Source organism: Pseudomonas sp. PS01300, from assembly GCF_029960155.1.
GTDB classification, from domain to species: Bacteria; Pseudomonadota; Gammaproteobacteria; order Pseudomonadales; family Pseudomonadaceae; genus Aquipseudomonas; species Aquipseudomonas palmensis.
In genome coordinates, this window is record NZ_JASCPN010000015.1 from 1 (window position 1) to 19,628 (window position 19,628).

The 19,628-nt window shown below is 64.6% G+C and carries 20 protein-coding genes; 6 read left to right on the top strand and 14 right to left on the bottom strand.

Annotated features, from left to right (window positions below; translation table 11 throughout):
- Window positions 1–137 precede the first annotated feature (137 nt).
- Both lptG and lptF read right to left on the bottom strand, forming a co-directional pair.
- Window positions 138–1,199: an LPS export ABC transporter permease LptG gene (lptG, locus tag QMX96_RS10375; RefSeq protein WP_043862433.1), complete on the bottom strand. Its 1,062-nt coding sequence runs from the start codon at window positions 1,197–1,199 to the stop codon at window positions 138–140.
- Window positions 1,192–2,307 carry an LPS export ABC transporter permease LptF gene (lptF, locus tag QMX96_RS10380; protein ID WP_282361735.1) on the bottom strand — a complete coding sequence of 372 codons (1,116 nt, stop codon included), beginning with the start codon at window positions 2,305–2,307 and terminating at the stop codon, window positions 1,192–1,194. Before lptF ends, lptG begins: the two co-directional genes overlap by 8 nt.
- 287 nt (window positions 2,308–2,594) lie before the next feature.
- On the opposite strand from lptF, the gene QMX96_RS10385 reads away from it, so the two are divergent.
- The 5 genes from QMX96_RS10385 to rlmF all read left to right on the top strand — a co-directional run bounded on the left by QMX96_RS10385 (window position 2,595) and on the right by rlmF (window position 9,030).
- Window positions 2,595–4,088, top strand: coding sequence for a leucyl aminopeptidase (locus tag QMX96_RS10385; RefSeq protein WP_054916377.1), 1,494 nt, complete (start codon window positions 2,595–2,597; stop codon window positions 4,086–4,088).
- Between the two features lie 51 nt (window positions 4,089–4,139).
- On the top strand, window positions 4,140–4,568 hold the full coding sequence (locus tag QMX96_RS10390; RefSeq protein ID WP_043862523.1) for a DNA polymerase III subunit chi: 429 nt from the start codon (window positions 4,140–4,142) through the stop codon (window positions 4,566–4,568).
- A 2-nt stretch (window positions 4,569–4,570) separates the two neighbouring features.
- Complete coding sequence (locus tag QMX96_RS10395; RefSeq protein ID WP_043862436.1) at window positions 4,571–4,936, top strand: hypothetical protein; 366 nt, start codon at window positions 4,571–4,573, stop codon at window positions 4,934–4,936.
- A 171-nt stretch (window positions 4,937–5,107) separates the two neighbouring features.
- Window positions 5,108–7,954 carry a valine--tRNA ligase gene (locus QMX96_RS10400; RefSeq protein ID WP_043862437.1) on the top strand — a complete coding sequence of 949 codons (2,847 nt, stop codon included), beginning with the start codon at window positions 5,108–5,110 and terminating at the stop codon, window positions 7,952–7,954.
- Window positions 7,955–8,067: 113 nt separating this feature from the next.
- Window positions 8,068–9,030, top strand: a complete 963-nt coding sequence (gene rlmF / locus QMX96_RS10405; protein ID WP_043862438.1) for a 23S rRNA (adenine(1618)-N(6))-methyltransferase RlmF — start codon at window positions 8,068–8,070, stop codon at window positions 9,028–9,030.
- 72 nt (window positions 9,031–9,102) lie between these two features.
- On the opposite strand, the gene QMX96_RS10410 is transcribed toward rlmF, so the two are convergent.
- Window positions 9,103–9,384 (bottom strand): HU family DNA-binding protein, encoded by a 282-nt coding sequence (locus QMX96_RS10410; RefSeq protein ID WP_009398256.1) that lies wholly within the window; start codon window positions 9,382–9,384, stop codon window positions 9,103–9,105.
- Window positions 9,385–9,792: 408 nt separating this feature from the next.
- On the opposite strand from QMX96_RS10410, the gene yejK reads away from it, so the two are divergent.
- Window positions 9,793–10,800: a nucleoid-associated protein YejK gene (gene yejK / locus QMX96_RS10415; protein WP_043862439.1), complete on the top strand. Its 1,008-nt coding sequence runs from the start codon at window positions 9,793–9,795 to the stop codon at window positions 10,798–10,800.
- On the opposite strand, the gene QMX96_RS10420 is transcribed toward yejK, so the two are convergent.
- The 11 genes from QMX96_RS10420 to QMX96_RS10470 all read right to left on the bottom strand — a co-directional run bounded on the left by QMX96_RS10420 (window position 10,781) and on the right by QMX96_RS10470 (window position 19,624).
- A complete protein-coding gene (locus QMX96_RS10420; RefSeq protein ID WP_229589547.1) occupies window positions 10,781–11,074 on the bottom strand; it encodes a GIY-YIG nuclease family protein in 294 nt (97 codons plus the stop codon). The genes yejK and QMX96_RS10420 overlap by 20 nt on opposite strands.
- A gap of 40 nt (window positions 11,075–11,114) precedes the next feature.
- Window positions 11,115–11,585 carry a nuclear transport factor 2 family protein gene (locus tag QMX96_RS10425; protein ID WP_043862441.1) on the bottom strand — a complete coding sequence of 157 codons (471 nt, stop codon included), beginning with the start codon at window positions 11,583–11,585 and terminating at the stop codon, window positions 11,115–11,117.
- Window positions 11,586–11,737: 152 nt separating this feature from the next.
- Window positions 11,738–12,991, bottom strand: coding sequence for an MFS transporter (locus tag QMX96_RS10430; RefSeq protein ID WP_282361750.1), 1,254 nt, complete (start codon window positions 12,989–12,991; stop codon window positions 11,738–11,740).
- 13 nt (window positions 12,992–13,004) lie between these two features.
- On the bottom strand, window positions 13,005–13,652 hold the full coding sequence (locus tag QMX96_RS10435; protein ID WP_043862443.1) for a FadR/GntR family transcriptional regulator: 648 nt from the start codon (window positions 13,650–13,652) through the stop codon (window positions 13,005–13,007).
- 129 nt (window positions 13,653–13,781) lie between these two features.
- Window positions 13,782–14,828: a histidinol-phosphate transaminase gene (gene hisC, locus QMX96_RS10440; protein ID WP_282361753.1), complete on the bottom strand. Its 1,047-nt coding sequence runs from the start codon at window positions 14,826–14,828 to the stop codon at window positions 13,782–13,784.
- Window positions 14,829–14,830: 2 nt separating this feature from the next.
- Entirely contained in the window at window positions 14,831–16,171 is a 1,341-nt protein-coding gene (gene hisD, locus QMX96_RS10445; protein ID WP_043862445.1) for a histidinol dehydrogenase, read from the bottom strand.
- A 126-nt stretch (window positions 16,172–16,297) separates the two neighbouring features.
- Complete coding sequence (gene hisG, locus QMX96_RS10450; protein WP_043862446.1) at window positions 16,298–16,933, bottom strand: ATP phosphoribosyltransferase; 636 nt, start codon at window positions 16,931–16,933, stop codon at window positions 16,298–16,300.
- A gap of 97 nt (window positions 16,934–17,030) precedes the next feature.
- Window positions 17,031–18,296 (bottom strand): UDP-N-acetylglucosamine 1-carboxyvinyltransferase, encoded by a 1,266-nt coding sequence (gene murA, locus QMX96_RS10455; protein WP_043862447.1) that lies wholly within the window; start codon window positions 18,294–18,296, stop codon window positions 17,031–17,033.
- 23 nt (window positions 18,297–18,319) lie between these two features.
- Entirely contained in the window at window positions 18,320–18,559 is a 240-nt protein-coding gene (locus QMX96_RS10460) for a BolA family protein (RefSeq protein ID WP_010223373.1), read from the bottom strand.
- Window positions 18,560–18,674: 115 nt separating this feature from the next.
- Window positions 18,675–18,977, bottom strand: a complete 303-nt coding sequence (locus QMX96_RS10465; protein ID WP_054916378.1) for an STAS domain-containing protein — start codon at window positions 18,975–18,977, stop codon at window positions 18,675–18,677.
- Window positions 18,974–19,624 (bottom strand): ABC transporter substrate-binding protein, encoded by a 651-nt coding sequence (locus QMX96_RS10470; protein ID WP_043862449.1) that lies wholly within the window; start codon window positions 19,622–19,624, stop codon window positions 18,974–18,976. The genes QMX96_RS10465 and QMX96_RS10470 overlap by 4 nt, the downstream gene beginning before the upstream one ends.
- Window positions 19,625–19,628 lie beyond the last annotated feature (4 nt).

The following is a 19,628-nucleotide window of genomic DNA, read 5'->3' on the forward strand; positions in this document are numbered from 1 at the left end:
TGCAGATCTACAACACAGAACGGCCCCATATGGCCCTGAAAAACAAAACGCCCGATGCGGTGCATCGGGCGTTTTGAGGCCTATCGGCCTACCTGAACAGGTGTAAACCTATTTCAGGACTAGACACAGGGTAATCGCTACCCCGCCCTGCGTAGCAACCACACCCCCGCCAGCGCACAGATTGCCGCCGGGATCACCACCGCCAGCAGCGGCGGGAAGCCGAACACCTGGCTCGAAGGGCCCAGCAGGTCCTGGGCGATGCGGAACACGAAGCCCACCAGCACCCCGGTGAACACCCGCTGGCCCAGCGTCACCGAACGCAGCGGGCCGAAGATGAACGAAACCGCCATCAGGACCAGCGCCGCCGTGACCACCGGTTGCAGCACCTTGGTCCAGAACGCCAGCCAGTAGCGCGCGTTGTTCAGGCCCTGGTCGGAGAGGTAGTGAATGTAGTCCCACAGCCCGCTGATCGACAGCGACTCGGGCGCCAGTACCACGGTGCTGAGCAGCTCGGGGGTCAGGGCGACGTCCCAGCGCTCCTCGGCATTGTGGATGACTTCGGTGTGGTCCCCACGGAAGTGCGTGGTGGTCACGTCGGTCAGTTCCCAGTGGCCCTGGGTGTATTGCGCCCTGCGCGCAAAGCTGGAGGTCTGCATGTGACGCTCGTTGTCGAAGCGATAACGCGTCACGCCCAGCAACAGCCCATTGGGCTGCACGGTGTTGATGTGCACGAACTCTTCGCCCTGGCGGTGCCACAGGCCGCGCTTGGAGCTTTGCGCCTCACCGCCACCCTGCGCCAGCGAACGGTCGGCCTGGGCCTTGTTCTCGGTCACGGGTGCCAGGTACTCGCCCATCAGCACGCCGATCAGCATCAGTACCAGCATCGGCTTCATGACCGCCCACACGATGCGCCCGATGGACACGCCGGCAGCGCGCATGATGGTCAGTTCGCTGCTGCTGGCCAGGCTGCCCAGGCCGATCAGGCAGCCGATCAGCGCGGCCATCGGCAGCATGTCGTACAGGCGCCGTGGCGCGGTCAGCAGCACGTAGTTGCCCGCGTCCCACAAGGTGTAGGTATCGCTGATGTCGCCCATCTCGTCGATGAAGGCGAACAGCGACGCCAGGCCGAGGATGATCCCCAGCACGGCGAGGATGGCCATGAACACGCTCTGGCCGATGTAGCGATCGAGTTTAGCCACGGGCCACCTCCGCACGACGGCTGGCGCGCTTGAGGCGCAGCGGTTCCCAGAACATCAGGCCCAGGCCGATCAGCAGGAACAGCCCATGCACCGGCCACAGGCCCATGCCGATCGGCAACTTGCCTTTCTCCAGGGCGCCGCGGGCGGCAATCAGAATCGTCAGGTAAGCCATATACAGAAGGATCGCCGGCAGCAGCTTGAGGAAACGGCCCTGGCGCGGGTTGACCCGCGACAGCGGCACCGCCATCAGGGTCACGATGAACACCAGCAGCGGCAGCGACAGGCGCCACTGCAGTTCGGCACGCTCGCGCAGCCCGGTACTGCCGATCAGTTCGGACGTCGGAATGGCCTCGCGCTCGGTGACTTCCTGGCTGACCTCCGGCTTGGGCAGCAGCACACCGTAGGTGTCGTACTTGATGGCGCGGTAATCGGCCTGGCCCGGGTTGCCGTCGTAGCGGTAGCCGTTTTCAAGGATCAGGTAGCGGTTGCCGTCGGCCTGCACTTCCTGACGGCCCTTTTCGGCCACCAGCACGGAGATGCCACGGTCCTTGCTCTTGTCCTGGGACAGTCGCTTCTCGGAAATGAACACGCCGGCCAGCTTTGAACGGTCATCCGACAGCTGCTCGGTGTAGGTGACCCGCGAACCGTCGCGCAGGTTCTGGAAGCGGCCCGGCACCAGGGTGTCGAACTCGGTCAGCGCATCCTGCTGGTTGATGATCTGCGATACCTGGGTCACGCCCTGGGGCGCCAGGCTCAGGCTCAGCCAGGCTACCAGCACCGCGATCAGTGCAGCCGGCATCAGGGTCATGCCCAGCAGGCGCTGCTGGCTCATGCCGGTTGCCGAGAGCACGGTCATCTCGCTTTCCAGGTACAGCCGGCCGTAGGCCAGCAGGATGCCCAGAAACAGGCCCAGCGGCAGGATCAGTTGCAGAAAGCCCGGCAGGCGGTAGCCCATGATCAGGAACAGTACGCCCGGATCGAGCATGCCCTGGGCCGCCTGGGCCAGGTATTTGATGAAGCGCCCGCTCATGATGATAACCAGCAGCACAGCGCTGACGGCACTCAAGGTCACCAGGACCTCGCGGGACAGATAACGGAAGACGATCAAACCAGACACTCCTGGGTTGTCAGGCTCGGACAGCCGAACAAGGGAAAACGTTGCAACCAAGATAGTCGCCCGCCCGCCAAAGGCGAACCCGGACAAAAGTGCGCGCATTATCCTGTGAATGGCCGTGCCTGTCACTTGGCGCCGTGCAAAGCTTCATCTCGGGGTTGTCAGCGCGCCCGCCGCAGGCTCAAACTGGGCGCTTTCTGACTGGCCCGCCACGGCGCGCCAGGCCGCTTCGAGCGCCTGCACCGCCAGCGCGCACTGACAGTTCATTCGGGGACCCTGACATGGAATTGGTTGTAAAAAGCGTAGCCGCAGCATCCTTGAAAACCGCCACCCTGGTACTGAGCGTGGGTGAAGGCCGCACACTGGGCGCTACCGCCAAGGCCGTGGACGACGCCAGCAACGGCGCCCTGAGCGCAGTGCTCAAGCGCGGCGATCTGGCCGGCAAGGTCGGCCAGACCCTGCTGCTGCAAGGCCTGGCCGGGGTCAAGGCCGAGCGCGTATTGCTGGTGGGGACCGGCAAGGACGCCCTTGCCGACCGCGCCTGGCGCAAGCTGGCGGGCAGCGTGCTCAACGTGCTCAAGGGCCTGGCTGGCAGCGATGCGGTGCTGGCACTGGACGACGTTGCCGTGACCGGCCGCGATGCCAACTACGGCAAGGTACGCCTGCTGGCCGAGAGCCTGCTCGATGGTCAATATGTATTCGATCATTACAAGAGCAAGAAGGCCGAGCCGATCGCCCTGAAGAAGATCACCCTGCTCAGCGACAAGGCCGGCCTGGCCGAGGTGGAGCGCGCCGTCAAGCACGCCACCGCGATCGCCAACGGCATGGGCTTCACCCGCGACCTGGGCAACCTGCCGCCGAACATCTGCCACCCAAGCTACCTGGCCGAACAGGCCAAGGCGCTGGGCAAGGAGTTCAAGGGCCTCAAGGTCGAGGTGCTGGACGAGAAGAAGATCAAGGACCTGGGCATGGGCGCGTTCTACGCCGTGGGCCAGGGCAGCGATCAGCCGCCACGCCTGATCGTGCTCAGCTACCAGGGCGCCGCCAAGAAGAGCGAGAAGCCTTACGTACTGGTGGGCAAGGGCATCACCTTCGACACCGGCGGCATCAGCCTCAAGCCCGGTGCCGGCATGGATGAAATGAAGTACGACATGGGCGGTGCAGCCAGCGTGTTCGGCACCCTGCGTGCCGTGCTCGAACTCAAGCTGCCGATCAACCTGGTGTGTGTACTGGCCTGTGCCGAGAACATGCCCAGCGGTGGCGCCAGCCGTCCGGGCGACATCGTCACCACCATGAGCGGGCAGACCGTCGAAATCCTCAACACCGACGCCGAAGGCCGCCTGGTGCTGTGCGACGCACTGACCTACGTGGAGCGCTTCAAGCCGCAGGCAGTGATCGACATCGCCACCCTGACCGGCGCCTGCATCGTCGCCCTGGGCAGCCATACCTCGGGCCTGATGGGCAACGACGACGAACTGATCGGCCAACTGCTGGACGCCGGCAAGCGTGCCGACGACCGCGCCTGGCAACTGCCGCTGTTCGACGAATACCAGGAGCAGCTCGACAGCCCGTTCGCCGACATCGCCAACATCGGCGGCCCGAAGGCGGGCAGCATCACCGCCGGCTGCTTCCTGTCGCGCTTTGCCAAGGCCTACCACTGGGCCCACCTGGACATCGCCGGCACGGCCTGGACCAGCGGCGGCAAGGACAAGGGCGCCACTGGCCGCCCGGTACCGCTGCTGACCCAGTACCTGCTCGACCGCGCCAACGCCTGAGGCGCCGTCCACCGGCCGCGCTGCAAGGCGTAGCCGGTGGGCCACCCCACCATGAGCAAAGTCGACTTCTATATCCTGCCCAGCCCCGCGCCTGCCGCGCGGCTGGATTTCGCCTGCAAGCTGTGCGAAAAGGCCTGGCGCCTTGGGCACCGCGTGTACCTCAACTGCAGCGATGCGGCCCAGCGCGACGAGCTGGATGCGCGGCTGTGGGCGTTCAAGGGCGAGGCCTTCGTGCCCCACAGCGCGCTCGAGGACGACCCGCACGGCGCGGTGGCGCTGGGGGTCGGTGACGACCCGGGCGATCATCAGGACCTGCTGGTCAATCTCGACCTGAAGGTACCCGGTTTTGCCGCACGCTTTGCCCGCATTGCCGAGATCGTGGTGGAGGAGCCGGCCATTCGTGCGGCGGCGCGGGAGAGTTTCCGTTTCTACCGTGAACAGGGCTATGCTCTGCAAGACCACCGTTTACAGCGACTCTGATGATGGACAAACCTGCCCCCATGCCAAAACCTGCGCATTTGCTGGACGATCTGGAGTCGATTCGCCAGTTGCTGGGTGACGATGCCCTGGAACCGCCACTGCTGACCGAGACCGTCGAGGAGCAGATACCGTTGCTGCTCGAGCCGGCCGAACCGGCAGCGCGGGCCCCGGTGGCTGCCGAGCCGGCTGCCGAGCCCGACCCGCAGGCGCGCCGCCAGGACACCCTGCTGCACCTGGACAGCGAACTGCGCGCGGCGGCGCAGTTGATCATGCAGGATGTGATCAAGGACTTTACCCCGCATATCGAGAACGAGATCAAGCGGCGCCTGGATGCCCGCCTGGAGCGGTTGTTGAACTCACGCTCGTAATCAAAAACGGGGGGGCGAGCCTTTGGCTCGCTTCGCCGGCAAGGCCGGCTCCTACGCGAAGAATTCCCCACAGTTTTTTGCCCCACTCCCGCACCTCACGCTACGCCCCGGCCCTTATCCCCGCTATACTTCTCGGCTTTCCTGAATAAATGCCATAGGGTCCCGCCGCGCATGGATAAGACCTACCAGCCGCACGCCATTGAAACTTCCTGGTACAACACCTGGGAGTCAGAGAATTATTTCGCCCCGCAAGGCGCGGGCGATTCGTACACCATCATGATCCCACCGCCGAACGTGACCGGCAGCCTGCACATGGGTCACGGCTTCAACAACGCGATCATGGACGCCCTGATCCGTTTTCGCCGCATGCAGGGTCGCAACACCCTGTGGCAACCAGGCACCGACCACGCCGGCATCGCCACGCAGATGCTGGTGGAGCGTCAACTGGAGGCCAAGGGCCAGAACCGTCACGACCTGGGCCGCGACAAATTCCTCGAGAAAGTCTGGGAATGGAAGGATCAGTCCGGTGGCAACATCAGCCGCCAGATCCGCCGCCTGGGCTCGTCGGTAGACTGGAGTCGCGAGCGCTTCACCATGGACGACGGCCTGTCCGAAGCGGTCAAGGAAGCCTTCGTGCGCCTGCATGAAGACGGCCTGATCTACCGCGGCAAGCGCCTGGTCAACTGGGACACCAAGCTGCACACGGCGATCTCCGACCTCGAAGTGGAAAGCCACGACGAGAAAGGCCATCTGTGGAACCTGCGCTACCCGCTGGCCGACGGTGCCACCACGGCCGACGGCAAGGACCACCTGGTGGTCGCCACCACCCGCCCGGAAACCCTGCTCGGCGACGCCGCCGTGGCCGTCAACCCGAACGACGAGCGCTACCAGGCGCTGATCGGCAAGTTCGTCAAGCTGCCGCTGGTCGGTCGCCTGATCCCGATCATCGCCGATGACTACTGCGACCCCGAATTCGGCACCGGCTGCGTGAAGATCACCCCGGCCCACGACTTCAACGACTACGAAGTCGGCAAGCGCCACAACCTGCCGCTGCTCAACATCTTCGACAAGAACGCTGCGGTGCTGCCGGCAGCCCAGGTGTTCAACCTCGACGGCAGCCTGAACGAAAGCCTGGACGCCAGCCTGCCTGCCGCCTACGCCGGCCTCGACCGCTTCGTGGCGCGCAAGCAGATCGTTGCCGACCTGGATGCCGCAGGCCTGCTGGTCAGCGTCGACGACCACGCCTTGAAAGTGCCCAAGGGCGACCGCTCCGGCACCATCATCGAGCCATGGCTGACCGACCAGTGGTACGTGTCGACCAAGCCGCTGGCCGAGCCTGCGATCGCCGCTGTCGAAGACGGCCGCATCCAGTTCGTGCCCAAGCAGTACGAGAACATGTACTTCTCCTGGATGCGCGACATCCAGGACTGGTGCATCAGCCGCCAGCTGTGGTGGGGCCACCGCATTCCGGCCTGGTACGACGTGTCGGGCAAGGTCTATGTGGGGCGCAGCGAAGAAGAAGTGCGCGCCAAGCACCAGCTGGGCGACGACGTGGTCCTGAACCAGGACAACGACGTGCTCGACACCTGGTTCAGCTCGGGCCTGTGGACCTTCTCCACCCTGGGCTGGCCGCAGCAGACCGAATTCCTCAAGACCTTCCACTCCACCGACGTGCTGGTGACCGGTTTCGACATCATCTTCTTCTGGGTTGCCCGGATGATCATGTTGACCATGCACCTGGTGAAGAACGAGGACGGTACCCCGCAGGTGCCGTTCAAGACCGTGTACGTGCATGGTCTGGTTCGTGATGGCCAGGGGCAGAAGATGTCCAAGTCCAAGGGCAACGTGCTCGACCCGCTGGACATCGTCGACGGCATCACCCTGGACGCGCTGCTGGAGAAACGCACCAGCGGCCTGATGCAGCCCAAGCTGGCCGACAAGATCGCCAAGCAGACCAAGGCCGAGTTCCCCGAAGGCATCGCCAGCTACGGCACCGATGCCCTGCGCTTCACCTTCTGCTCGCTGGCGTCCACCGGTCGCGACATCAAGTTCGACATGGGCCGCGTCGAAGGCTATCGCAACTTCTGCAACAAGATCTGGAACGCCGCGCGCTACGTGCTGGACAAGGGCGAGGACTGCGGCCAGAACGGCGAGGCCTACGAGCTGTCGCTGGCCGACCGCTGGATCATCTCGCAGCTGCAGCGCACCGAAGCCGAAGTGACCCGCCAGCTGGACCAGTTCCGCTTCGACCTGGCCGCCCAGGCGCTGTACGAGTTCATCTGGAACCAGTACTGCGACTGGTACCTGGAGCTGTCCAAGCCGGTACTGTGGGACGAGAACGCACCGGTCGAACGCCAGCGCGGCACCCGCCGCACCCTGGTCCGCGTGCTGGAAGTGGCGCTGCGCCTGGCGCACCCGTTCATGCCGTTCATCACCGAGGAAATCTGGCAGCGCCTGGCGCCGCTGGCCGGTATCGAAGGCAAGACCATCATGCTGCAGCCGTGGCCGGTGGCCAACGAAAGCCGCATCGATGAAGCGGCCGAAGGCGATATCGAGTGGCTCAAGGAACTGATGCTGGGCGTGCGCAACATCCGTGGCGAAATGAACATCGGCCCGGGCAAGCCATTGCAGCTGTTCCTCAAGAACGCCAGTGCCGAAGACGTGCGTCGCCTGCAGGAAAACGAGGCACTGCTCAAGAAGCTGGCCAAGATCGAATCCTTCACCGTGCTGGGCGAGCAGGACGAGGCGCCGCTGAGCGCCACCGCCCTGGTCGGTGACCTGCAGGTGCTGGTGCCGATGGCCGGGCTGATCGACAAGGATGCCGAGCTGGCGCGTCTGAACAAGGAAATCCAGCGCCTGCAAGGCGAAGTGCAGCGGGTGGGCGGCAAGCTGTCCAACCCGGCGTTCGTCGACAAGGCGCCGCCTGCGGTGATCGACAAGGAGCGCGCCAAGCTGGCCGAGGCCGAACAGGCCCTGGCCAACTTCACCGAGCAGCATGCGCGGATTGCCGCCTTGTAATAGCGCTGATCACAGCGACGCCATCGCGGGTCAAGCCCGCTCCCACCAGGAACTGTGCATGCAGCCCCTGTGGGAGCGGGCTTGACCCGCGATGCTTTTCACCGGACACAAACATGACCACACCCAACAAACCCACCCTGCACCCGCGCAACCGCCACCAGGGTCGCTACGACTTCCCGCAACTGATCAAGAGCAGCCCCGAGCTGGGCCGCTTCATGATCACCAACCCCCACGGCAAGCCGAGCATCGATTTCGCCGACCCCGAGGCAGTGCGCGTGTTCAACCGCGCCCTGCTCAAGGCCCAGTACGGCATACAGCACTGGGACATCCCGGCCGACTACCTGTGCCCGCCCATACCCGGCCGCGCCGACTACCTGCATGGTCTGGCCGACCTGCTGGCCACCGACAACGGTGGCGAGATTCCGCGGGGTGCGATGATCCAGGCACTGGATGTGGGGGTCGGGGCCAACTGCATCTATCCGCTGCTGGGTCACGTCGACTACCGCTGGCGCTTCCTGGGCTCGGACATCGACCCGGTGGCCCTGGGCGCCGCCAAGGCCATCGTGCAAGCCAACGGGCTGGGCAAGGTCATCAGCCTGCGCCAGCAGGGCAATGCGCGGCAGATCCTCGCCGGCCTGCTCAAGAGCGACGAACGCTTCGACGTCACCCTGTGCAACCCGCCCTTCCACGCCTCGCGTGACGAAGCCACCCGTGGCAGCCAGCGCAAATGGCGGGCGCTGGGCAAGGCCGACCCCAAGCGCAAGCTGCCGGTACTGAACTTTGGCGGGCAGAACAACGAGCTGTGGTGCGAAGGCGGTGAAATCCGCTTTGTCAGCCAGCTGGTGAATGAAAGCGTGGCCCTGGGCCAGCAGGTGCTGTGGTTCAGCAGCCTGGTGTCGAAGGCATCGAACCTGCCGGGTATCGAGGCGGCCCTGAACAAGGCCGGCGCAGTAGAGCACCGCGTGCTGGAGATGGGCCAGGGGCAGAAGCAGAGCCGCCTGGTGGCCTGGACCTTCCAGACACCTCAGGCGCGCGCTGCGTGGCGCCAGCTGCGCTGGACGAAACCCGCCCCCTAGGGGCATGCGCAGCACCCACAAAAAAACCGCGCCTGGCTCGCACCGGACGCGGTTTTCAGAAGCTGTTTACAATTACTTGTTTACAGCGTCGGTCAGCACTTTGGCTGGAACGAACTTGACGACTTTCTTGGCAGCGATTTCGATGGCAGCGCCAGTCGAAGGGTTACGACCGGTACGGGCAGGACGCTCGGTGATCTTCAGCTTGCCGATACCCGGCAGGGTGATTTCGCTGCCATTTTCCAGTTGATCAGCAACGATCTGGCCCAGTTGCTCCAGAGCGTTACGCGCGGTGGTTTTCGGCGCGTCGATAGCTTCGGCGATATCGGCGATCAGTTGGTCTTTGGTCAATGCCATGGTGGTGTTCCTTCCCTATCAAATTCAGTTGGTTTGCAGAGTGCAGCGTCAGCCATCGGCCCAGACCCGCGAGTCTTCGGCGGTCCGGGGTATATCCATTGCCAATCGCGTATGTAGATACACAAAAATGCGTTTGGTTCGACGTGACATCAGCGGTCTGCCAGCAATGCGCCACACGCGGTGCGCAAGACCGGGCAAAACTACCACACGAAGCGATAAATATCCGCCTCCCACAGGCCAAATGTTCTGGTTTTTCGGGGGTTTGCAGCAAATTTCGCAAAAAATCGCACAAAAAATGAACAACCCTTGCGTCGACACACATCCATACCCTGCTCAAGCCCCCGGCTGGGTTACACTTGGCCGCTTTGCAGCGCCGTATGTCGCGCCCTATTTTCAGCCGAGAATCCCATGCCGATCCGTCATTGCATCGTCCACCTGATCGACAAGAAACCCGATGGCAGCCCTGCCGTGCTGCACGCACGCGACTCGGAACTGGCCGAGTCGACCGCCATCGAGAACCTGCTGGCCGACCTCAACGACAGCTACAACGCCAAACAGGGCAAAGCCTGGGGCCTGTTCCACGCCGAGTCCGGCGCCCATCCGTTCAGCGGCTGGCTGAAGGAATACCTGGATGAAGGCAAGACCTTCACCGCCTTCAGCCGCGTGGCCGTCGAGCACCTGCAGAAGCTGATGGAAGAGTCGAACCTGTCCACCGGTGGCCACGTACTGTTCGCCCACTACCAGCAAGGCATGACCGACTACCTGGCCATTGCCCTGCTGCATCACAGCGAAGGTGTGGCGGTGAACGCCGACCTGGACGTGACCCCCTCGCGCCACCTGGACCTGGGCCAGCTGCACCTGGCTGCTCGCATCAACATCTCCGAGTGGCAGAACAACAAGCAGTCCAAGCAGTACATCTCGTTCATCAAGGGCAAGAACGGCAAGAAGGTCTCGGAGTACTTCCGCGACTTCATCGGCTGCCAGGAAGGCGTCGACGGCCCGGGAGAGACCCGCACCCTGCTCAAGGCCTTCAGCGACTTCGTCGAGAGCGAGGACCTGCCCGAGGAAGCCGCCCGCGAAAAGACCCAGACCCTGGTCGAGTACGCCACCAGCCAGACCAAGGCAGGCGAGCCAGTGACCCTGAGCGAGCTGTCGGAACTGATCGACGAGGACCGCCCACGGGCCTTCTATGACCATATCCGCAACAAGGACTACGGCCTGTCGCCGGAGATCCCGGCCGACAAGCGCACCCTGAACCAGTTCCGCCGCTTCACCGGCCGCGCCGAGGGCCTGTCGATCAGCTTCGAGGCACACCTGCTGGGCTCGAAGATCGAGTACGACGAAGAGGCCGGCACCCTGATCATCAAGGGCCTGCCCACCCAGCTCACCGATCAGCTCAAGCGTCGCAAGGACTGAGCCCCGTCCAGGAGGCCACCAGCGCCTCCTTGGCCGACTTGCGCAGCTTCTTCACCAGGCGTTCCTGGCGCAGCGCCTCGGCCTTGTCCGGCCAGGCTTCCACATACACCAGCGCCACTGCCGGGCTGGTGCTGAAGTAACGCGCACCGCGGCCGCTCTGATGGGCATTGAAACGGCGCTCGGGGTTGTCGCTGATGCCGCAGTACAACGAACCGTTGGCGGTGCGTACCAGATAGACATACCAGGGTTTGCGAGAGGTGGGGGTTTCGGTCACGGGCATCTGCGTACAGGGGTGAAGGCGACAGCTTACCCCGTCAACGCCCGGCCTGAAATGCGCGCAGGCCTTTTGCCGCCTGTTGGCGAATCTTGCCCTGTACCAGCGGTGTCCAGCCCAGCAGCAGGCCCTTGGTACCCAGCGCCTGGCGGGCCCAGCGCCACAGGTCGAAATGATCGTGATGCTCGACGATCAACCCGTCGCGGATCACGAAACGTGCCTGGATGTCGTTGACCACCACGCGACCGGTCTGGCTGAACAGGTAGGTGGCCACCCAGTGCGCAGTGGCGCTGCGCTCGTCGGCGCGCACGCTGTCGAAGGTCAGGGAGAAATCCTTGGCGCGACTGGCGAGCATGCGCCACATGTCGGCGGCGTCCTTGCCACGCAGGGTACCGAAGGCCGGGTCGCTGAACACCACCTCGGGGCTGTAGCAGGCGACCATGGCCTCGGCGTCGAGGCGCTGGAAGGCCTGGTAGAAACGTGTGATCAGCGCGATGTTGGCGTCGCTCATGGGCGCGGTCCATTACAGGGGAACGGACATGAACGATAGGCCGAGTGATGGCTGAAAGCTACGGGTATATACGGTGCGAATGATGTGCCCCATCGCGGGTCAGGCCCGCTCCCACAGGTGCAGTGCAGACCCGCGATCGCAGCCACGCAAATTCAGACCCGTTCGCTGACCACACCCACCTGCAACGACCGCCCGGCCTTGAGCCCGAAACCGATCGCACCCACGCCCAGCACCGCGAAGATCCAGCCCACTGCGTCCCAGCCACCGGTCACGTCATGCACCAGGCCCACCGCGAACGGCCCCATCGAGGCCAGGGTATAGCCGATGCCCTGGGCCATGCTCGACAGGTTGGCCGCCACATGCGAGTCCTTCGACCGCAACACGATCAGGGTCAGCGCCAGGGCAAAGGTGCCGCCCTGCCCGATACCCAGTACCACCGCCCAGCCCCACAGCCCGCCTAACGGGGCATACAGGCAGCCGAACAGGCCGGCCAGGGTCAGCAGCATCACCAGCACGATGGCCAGGCGCTGGTCCTTGCCACGGGTGGCCAGCCACGGCGCGGTCAGGGCACTGGCCAGTTGCACGATCACCGAACCGGACAGCACCAGCCCGGCCTCGGTCGGGCTCAGGCCACGGCCGATCAGAATCGAGGGCAGCCAGCCGAACACGATGTACGCCAGCGACGACTGCAGGCCCATGTACAGGGTCACCTGCCAGGCCAGCGGATCGCGCAGCAGCCCCCTCACCCGATAAGCCACCGCATGCTTGCCATGCCCGTGGCGCGCCTGGGGCAGCCAGAACAGCGCCGCCACCACCGCCGGAATCAGCCAGACACCCAGGCCCAGCGCCCAGCTGTCGTCGAAGTGCTGGCTCAACGGCACGGTGGCGCCGGCCGCCAGGGCCGCGCCCAGGCACAGGGCCATGGTGTACACGCCGGTCAGGGCGCCGGCATGCTTGGGGAAGTCGCGCTTGACGATGCCCGGCAGCAGCACGCCAATCACGCCGATGCTGGCCCCGGCCAGGATGCTGCCGGCAAACAACCCCACACTGCCCAGCGAGCTGCGCAGCAAGATACCGCACGCCAGCGTGAGCAGAATGCCCAGCACCACCCGCTCGCTGCCGAAGCGACGCGCCAGGATCGGTGCCAGCGGCGCGAACAGGCCCAGGCACAGTACCGGCAGCGTGGTCAGCAGGCCGGCCTGCGAAGCACTCAGCCCCAGGCTGTCGGACACCCGCCCGAGCAACGGCGCCATGCTCGACAGCGCCGGGCGCAGGTTCAGTGCCACCAGTACCAGCCCCAGCAGCAACAGCCACGGGCGCTGCAGCACGGCGGGCGGTTGCAGCTGGGCGTCGTCGGCTTCGGCGTCGATCAGGAGTTCTTCGAGCGGCGGGTTGGGTTTGGGCATGGCTGTCTCTGCGTCAGGCTTCATTGATAAGGGTTCTGCTCAGGGCCTTGGCCCGTTCCGGGTCGCGTTGCTCGACCGCCTGCAGGATGTCGCGGTGCAGGTCGAACACGCCCTGGCAACGCGATTCGCGCATGTTGTGGTGCACGGCGCACGCCACCACGGCGGAGAAGTAGCGGTACAGCTCGCTCAATGCCGGGTTGTGTGCGGCGTCCACCAGGCGCTGGTGAAACACCAGGTCGCAGGCCACGTAGCTGTCGAGGTCGTCGTGAAAGTGCTCGGCGCTGTGCTGCAGGGCTTCATGCAGCCCCTTGAGGTCGTCGTCGGTGCGGCGCAGCGCCGCCAGCCCGATGGCCTCGGCTTCGAGGATGTGCCGGGTTTCGCGGGCCTGCTCGAGGCTGCAACGCGACAGCACCTGCACGGTGGCCAGCGGGTCGACATTGGCGCGCAGGTAGGTACCGTCGCCCTGGCGCACTTCGACCAGGCCGCTGAAGGCGAGCACGCGCATCGCTTCACGCACGGTATTGCGGCTGATGCCCAGTTCCAGGGCCAGTTCGGGCTCGGTGGGCAGGCGCTGGCCGACGGCCCAGGCGCCATCGGCGACGCGCTGGCGCAGTTGTTCGACGGCCTGCTCGACAAGGGAGCGTTTGATGAGTTGAGTCATTGACGTGCTTACATCCAATCATCGGACGAATCTGAGGGGCGGAGAATAGCCTGTCGGGCCACGTCGATGCAATCGCCAGCTAGGCCGGCTCCCGCAGGAGCCCGCCTAGCTGGCGATTGCAAGGCGCGATCAGTTCAAGGCGTCGAGCAGCGCCTGGTTCTGCTCGGGCGTACCGATGCTGATACGCAGGAACTGCGCGATGCGCTGCTGCTTGAAGTGGCGCACGATCACGCCCTGCTCGCGCAACTTGGCCGCCAGCGTAGCGGCATCCTGGTCGGGGTGACGGGCAAAGATGAAGTTGGCCGCCGACGGCAGCACCTGGAAACCGCGGTCGGTCAACTGCGCCACCAACTGCTCCCGGCTGTCGATCACCTGACGGCAGGTCTGTTCGAAATACGCCTGGTCCTCGAACGCCGCCGCCGCGCCGACGATGGCCAGGCGATCCAGCGGATAGGAGTTGAAGCTGTTCTTGATGCGCTCCAGCGCCTCGATCAGGTCCGGGTGGCCGACCGCCAGCCCGACCCGCAGGCCGGCCAGGGAACGCGACTTGGACAAGGTCTGGGTCACCAGCAGGTTCGGGTAGCGGTCCACCAGGCTGATGGCGGTCTGGCCGCCGAAGTCGATGTAGGCTTCGTCGACCACCACCACCGAATCCGGGTTGGCCTGCAGCATCTGCTCGACTGCCTCCAGCGCCAGCAGGCAGCCAGTGGGTGCGTTCGGGTTGGGGAAGATGATGCCGCCGTTGGCGCGCTGGTAATCCTCGACACGAATCTGGAACTGCTCGTCCAGCGTTACCGCCTCATACGGGATGCCGTACAGGCCGCAGTACACCGGGTAGAAGCTGTAGCTGATGTCGGGGAACAGCAGCGGCGCATCGTGCTGGAACAGGCCGTGGAAAATGTGCGCGAGCACTTCGTCCGAACCGTTGCCCAGGAACACCTGGCTGGCCTGCACGCCGTAGTAGCTGGCCACCGCCTGCTTGAGCCGGTCGCCATTGGGGTCCGGGTACAGGCGCAGGTTGTCGTTGAGCTCGCCGCGCATGGCCTCCAGCGCCTTTGGCGAAGGGCCATAGGGGTTTTCGTTGGTGTTGAGCTTGACCAGCTTGCTCAGCTTGGGCTGCTCGCCCGGCACGTAAGGCACCAGGTCCTTGACGAAGGGGCTCCAGAATTTGCTCATGCTCAGTTGCCCTCTTTATCGACAGGGGTGTGATCGCCAAGGATGCGGTATTCGGCGCTGCGTGCGTGCGCGCTCAGGGATTCGCCACGGGCCAGCACCGACGCGGTGCGACCCAGGTCCGAAGCGCCCTGCTCGGAACAGAAGATGATCGAGGAACGCTTCTGGAAGTCGTACACCCCCAGCGGCGAGGAGAACCGTGCGGTGCCGGAGGTAGGCAGCACGTGGTTGGGGCCAGCGCAGTAGTCGCCCAGCGCTTCGCTGGTGTGGCGGCCCATGAAGATCGCACCGGCATGGCGGATCTGCGGCAACCAGGCCTGCGGGTCGGCCACCGACAGCTCCAGGTGCTCGGGGGCGATGCGGTTGGCCACCTCGATGGCCTGCTGCATGTCGCGCACGTGGATCAGTGCGCCACGGCCATTGATGGAGGTCTGGATGATCTCGGCGCGGTCCATGCCCGGCAGCAGCTTGTCGATGCTTGCGGCCACGCGGTCGAGGAACTCGGCATCGGGGCTGACCAGAATCGCCTGGGCGTCTTCGTCATGCTCAGCCTGGGAGAACAGGTCCATGGCGATCCAGTCCGGGTCGGTCTGGCCGTCGCACACCACAAGGATCTCCGACGGGCCGGCAATCATGTCGATGCCCACCTGGCCAAACACATGGCGCTTGGCGGTGGCCACGTAGATGTTGCCCGGGCCGACCACCTTGTCTACCTGCGGCACGCTCTCGGTGCCGTAGGCCAGTGCGGCAACCGCCTGGGCGCCACCGATGGTGAACACCCGGTCGACCCCGGCGATGCACGCCGCAGCCAGCACCAGCTCGTTGATTTCACCACGCGGGGTGGGTACCACCATGACCACTTCGGACACCCCGGCAACCTTGGCCGGAATCGCGTTCATCAGTACCGACGAAGGGTACGACGCCTTGCCACCCGGTACGTACAGCCCGGCGCGGTCCAGCGGCGTGACCTTCTGGCCCAGCACGGTGCCGTCGGCCTCGGTGTAGGTCCAGGAGTCCTGCTTCTGCCTTTCGTGGTAGCTGCGCACCCGGCGGGCGGCGGTTTCCAGCGCCTCGCGCTGCGCCGGGGTAATGCGGCTCAAGGCCAGCTCCAGGCGCTCGCGCCCCAGGATCAGGTCATCGATGGAGGTGGCCTGGACGCCGTCGAAACGCTGGGTGAATTCCACCAGCGCCGCGTCGCCGCGCTCGCGCACGGCCTTGATGATGTCCAGCACCCGCTGGTTGACCGCATCGTCAGACACGCTTTCCCAGCTCAGCAGATGATCCAGATGTCGGGCGAAATCCGGGTCAGCAGCGTTGAGTCGGCGAATTGCAGTGGACGTGGTCATGGCTAAGGCCTCGGTAAATGGCGGATGCTCAGGCGCCCTAAGCTACCAGTCCATCCGCGCGGGCACCCGAGAAAATTGGCTATGACGCGGATAGACGGGCGCGACAGCGAAGGTCGCGCGCAGGGGTCAGCCGCGGTGTCGCGATTCCACGGCCAGACGCAAGGCGTCGATCAGGCTCTGGATGCGTGCGTGCTGCATCTTCATCGAGGCCTTGTTGACCACCAGCCGGGAGCTGATGGTGGCGATCAGTTCCTGGGGTTCCAGGCCGTTGGCACGCAGGGTGTTGCCGGTGTCGACCACGTCGATGATCTTGTCGGCCAGGTTGATCAGCGGTGCCAGTTCCATCGACCCGTACAGCTTGATGATGTCGACCTGACGGCCCTGCTCGGCGTAGTAGCGCTTGGCGACGTTGACGAACTTGGTGGCCACGCGCAGGCGCCCCTTGGGTTCGGCAGCGCCGATGGCACCGGCGGTCATCAGCTTGCATTGGGCAATCTGCAGGTCCAGCGGTTCGTACAGGCCCTGGCCGCCGTACTCCATCAGCACGTCCTTGCCGGCCACGCCCAGGTCGGCGGCGCCATGCTCGACGTAGGTCGGCACGTCGGTGGCACGCACGATCAGCAGGCGTACATCGTCCTGGGTGGTCGGGATGATCAGCTTGCGGCTTTTGTCCGGATTCTCGGTAGGCACGATGCCCGCCTCTGCCAGCAATGGCAGGGTGTCGTCGAGAATGCGGCCCTTGGACAGCGCGATGGTCAACATGGGAAACGTCAATCCTTAAGCGGCTTTAGCCGCCGGACCCGTGCAGGCGCCCGACGGCAATCGATTCTTGTGGCGCGTCCCTGCGCCGAGTGCAGGGCTAGCCCGGTACGCGACGGATCTTCGCGCCCAGCATCTGCAGTTTCTCTTCGATGCACTCGTAGCCACGGTCTATGTGGTAGATGCGATCGATCAGGGTGTCGCCCTCGGCGACCAGCGCCGAAATGACCAGGCTGGCCGAAGCCCGCAGGTCGGTGGCCATGACCGGAGCACCCTTGAGGGTCTTGGTGCCGGTGACGATGGCAGTGTTGCCTTCGACCTGGATCTGCGCGCCCATGCGGTGCATCTCGTACACGTGCATGAAGCGGTTTTCGAAGATCGTCTCGATCACCGCGCCGGTGCCTTCGGCAATGGCGTTGAGGGAGATGAACTGCGCCTGCATGTCGGTAGGGAACGCCGGGTACGGGGCGGTGCGCAGGTTCACGGCTTTCGGCCGCTTGCCGTGCATGTCCAGCTCGATCCAGTCTTCACCGGTGGTGATTTCGGCACCGGCTTCCTTGAGCTTCTCCAGTACCGCCTCGAGGATGGTCGGATCGGTGTCCTTGACCTTGACGCGACCGCCGGTCACGGCAGCGGCTACCAGGTAGGTGCCGGTCTCGATACGGTCGGGCATCACGCGGTATACCGCCGAACCCAGGCGCTCGACGCCGTCGATGGTGATGGTGTCGGTACCGGCACCCTGCACCTTGGCGCCCATGGCGTTGAGGAAGTTGGCCAGGTCGACCACTTCCGGCTCGCGCGCGGCGTTCTGCAGCACGCTGCGGCCCTTGGCCAGGGCAGCGGCCATCATGATGTTCTCGGTACCGGTCACGCTGACGGTGTCGAAGAAGAAGTGCGCACCGCGCAGGCCGCCTTCAGGCGCCTTGGCCTTGATGTAGCCGCCTTCGACTTCGATCTTCGCGCCCATCGCCTCGAGGCCGCGGATGTGCAGGTCGACCGGACGCGAGCCAATGGCGCAACCGCCAGGCAGGGCCACTTCGGCCTCGCCGAAACGGGCGACCATCGGGCCCAGCACCAGGATCGAGGCGCGCATGGTCTTCACCAGCTCATACGGCGCGACCAAGGTCTTGATGGTGCGTGGGTCGATCTCCACCGCGAGCTTCTCGTCGATCACAGGCTCGATGCCCATGCGACCGAACAGCTCGATCATGGTGGTGATGTCGTGCAGGTGCGGCAGGTTGCCGACGGTGACCGGGCCGTCGCACAGCAGGGTGGCCGCCAGAATCGGCAGCGCTGCGTTCTTTGCGCCGGAAATGCGGATTTCGCCATCGAGACGAACGCCGCCAGTGATAATCAGTTTGTCCATTGGAATCTCGCCGCCAAGTTGGCTCAGGTGCGCTCAGCCCAGGCTGCGCTGCTGAAAAATTTCATGGTTACCGCATGGATGCTGCCATCGGTGATCCACGGGTTCAGGTGAGCATAGATCTGCTGCTGACGCTTGACCGGGCTCAGGGCCGCCAATTCGTCACTGATTACGTTCAGCTGGAAGTTGCAGCCTTCGCCTTCAACTTCGACCCGGGTTCCCGGCAACTTTTCTTCAAGGAAGTTCTTAACTTCTACGGCCTGCATGCTCAACCTCAATCGGCGCCCTGTGCGCGCGGGTCGGCCATCATACAAAAAAGCCCCTCGCCTGCGAACCCCGTAAACGAGGACTCTGACAGAGGGGCCCGTCGCGCACCCGTATTTATTGACCGGCCAGCAGCTCGCCGAGCCCGTACACCTGAGCGATTTCGTGCATGCCATGGGGCATGCCGCGCACCTCGATGGTCTTGCCCGCCGCCTGCCCGTCACGGGTGAAGGCCAGCAGCAGGGACAGACCCACGCTGCTGGAAAGCTCCACCGCCGAACAGTCCAGCACCAGCGAAGGCTCGCGACTGGCAGCAATCAGGGCCCTGCCCTGCTTGCGCAGCACCGGGCCGGTGCGGTAATCCAGCACACCGGACAGGCTCAGCACGCCGGGTGCGGCAAGGGTGACTGCCGCACTCATTGGGCCTGCTTCTCGGCCGCTTGCTCGGTGGTTTCCTTGGCCTTGGCCACTTCGCCGGCCCAGCCGTCGATGGTCTTGTCCAGGTCGTTGCCGTTGCGCTGCATGGCGTCGGCGAACTGGTCACGGAACAGCTTGCCGATGTTGATGCCGTTGACGATGACGTTACGCACCTTCCACTCGCCATTGAGCTTGGTCAGGGTGTAGGAAACCGGGTAGACGGCGCCGTTGTTGCCCTTGACCGTCATGTCGACGCTGGCACGGTCGTCGCCGTCCTTCTTCTCGGCGCCCACGGTGATGCCCTGGTTGTTGTATTCCAGCAGGGCGTTGCCATAGAACTGCATCAGGCTGCGCTTGAAGTTTTCCTGGAAGCGCTGCATCTGGGCCGGGGTAGCCTTGCGCGAGTACTTGACCGTCATGATGCTGCGGGAGATGCCATCGGCATCCACCACCGGTCCCAGGTTGGCGTTGAGCGCATCGTAGAACGCGCTGGGGTTGGCCTTGTACTGCTCCTTGTTCGCCTTGAGGTCGGACAGCAGTTGCGTGGTGGTGGTCTGGATCACTTCTTTGGGCGATTGCGTGGCCGCAACGGCCATCAACGGCAGGCTCGCCAGCAATACCAACAGGCCGCGTCGCAGGATGGAAATCATGGAA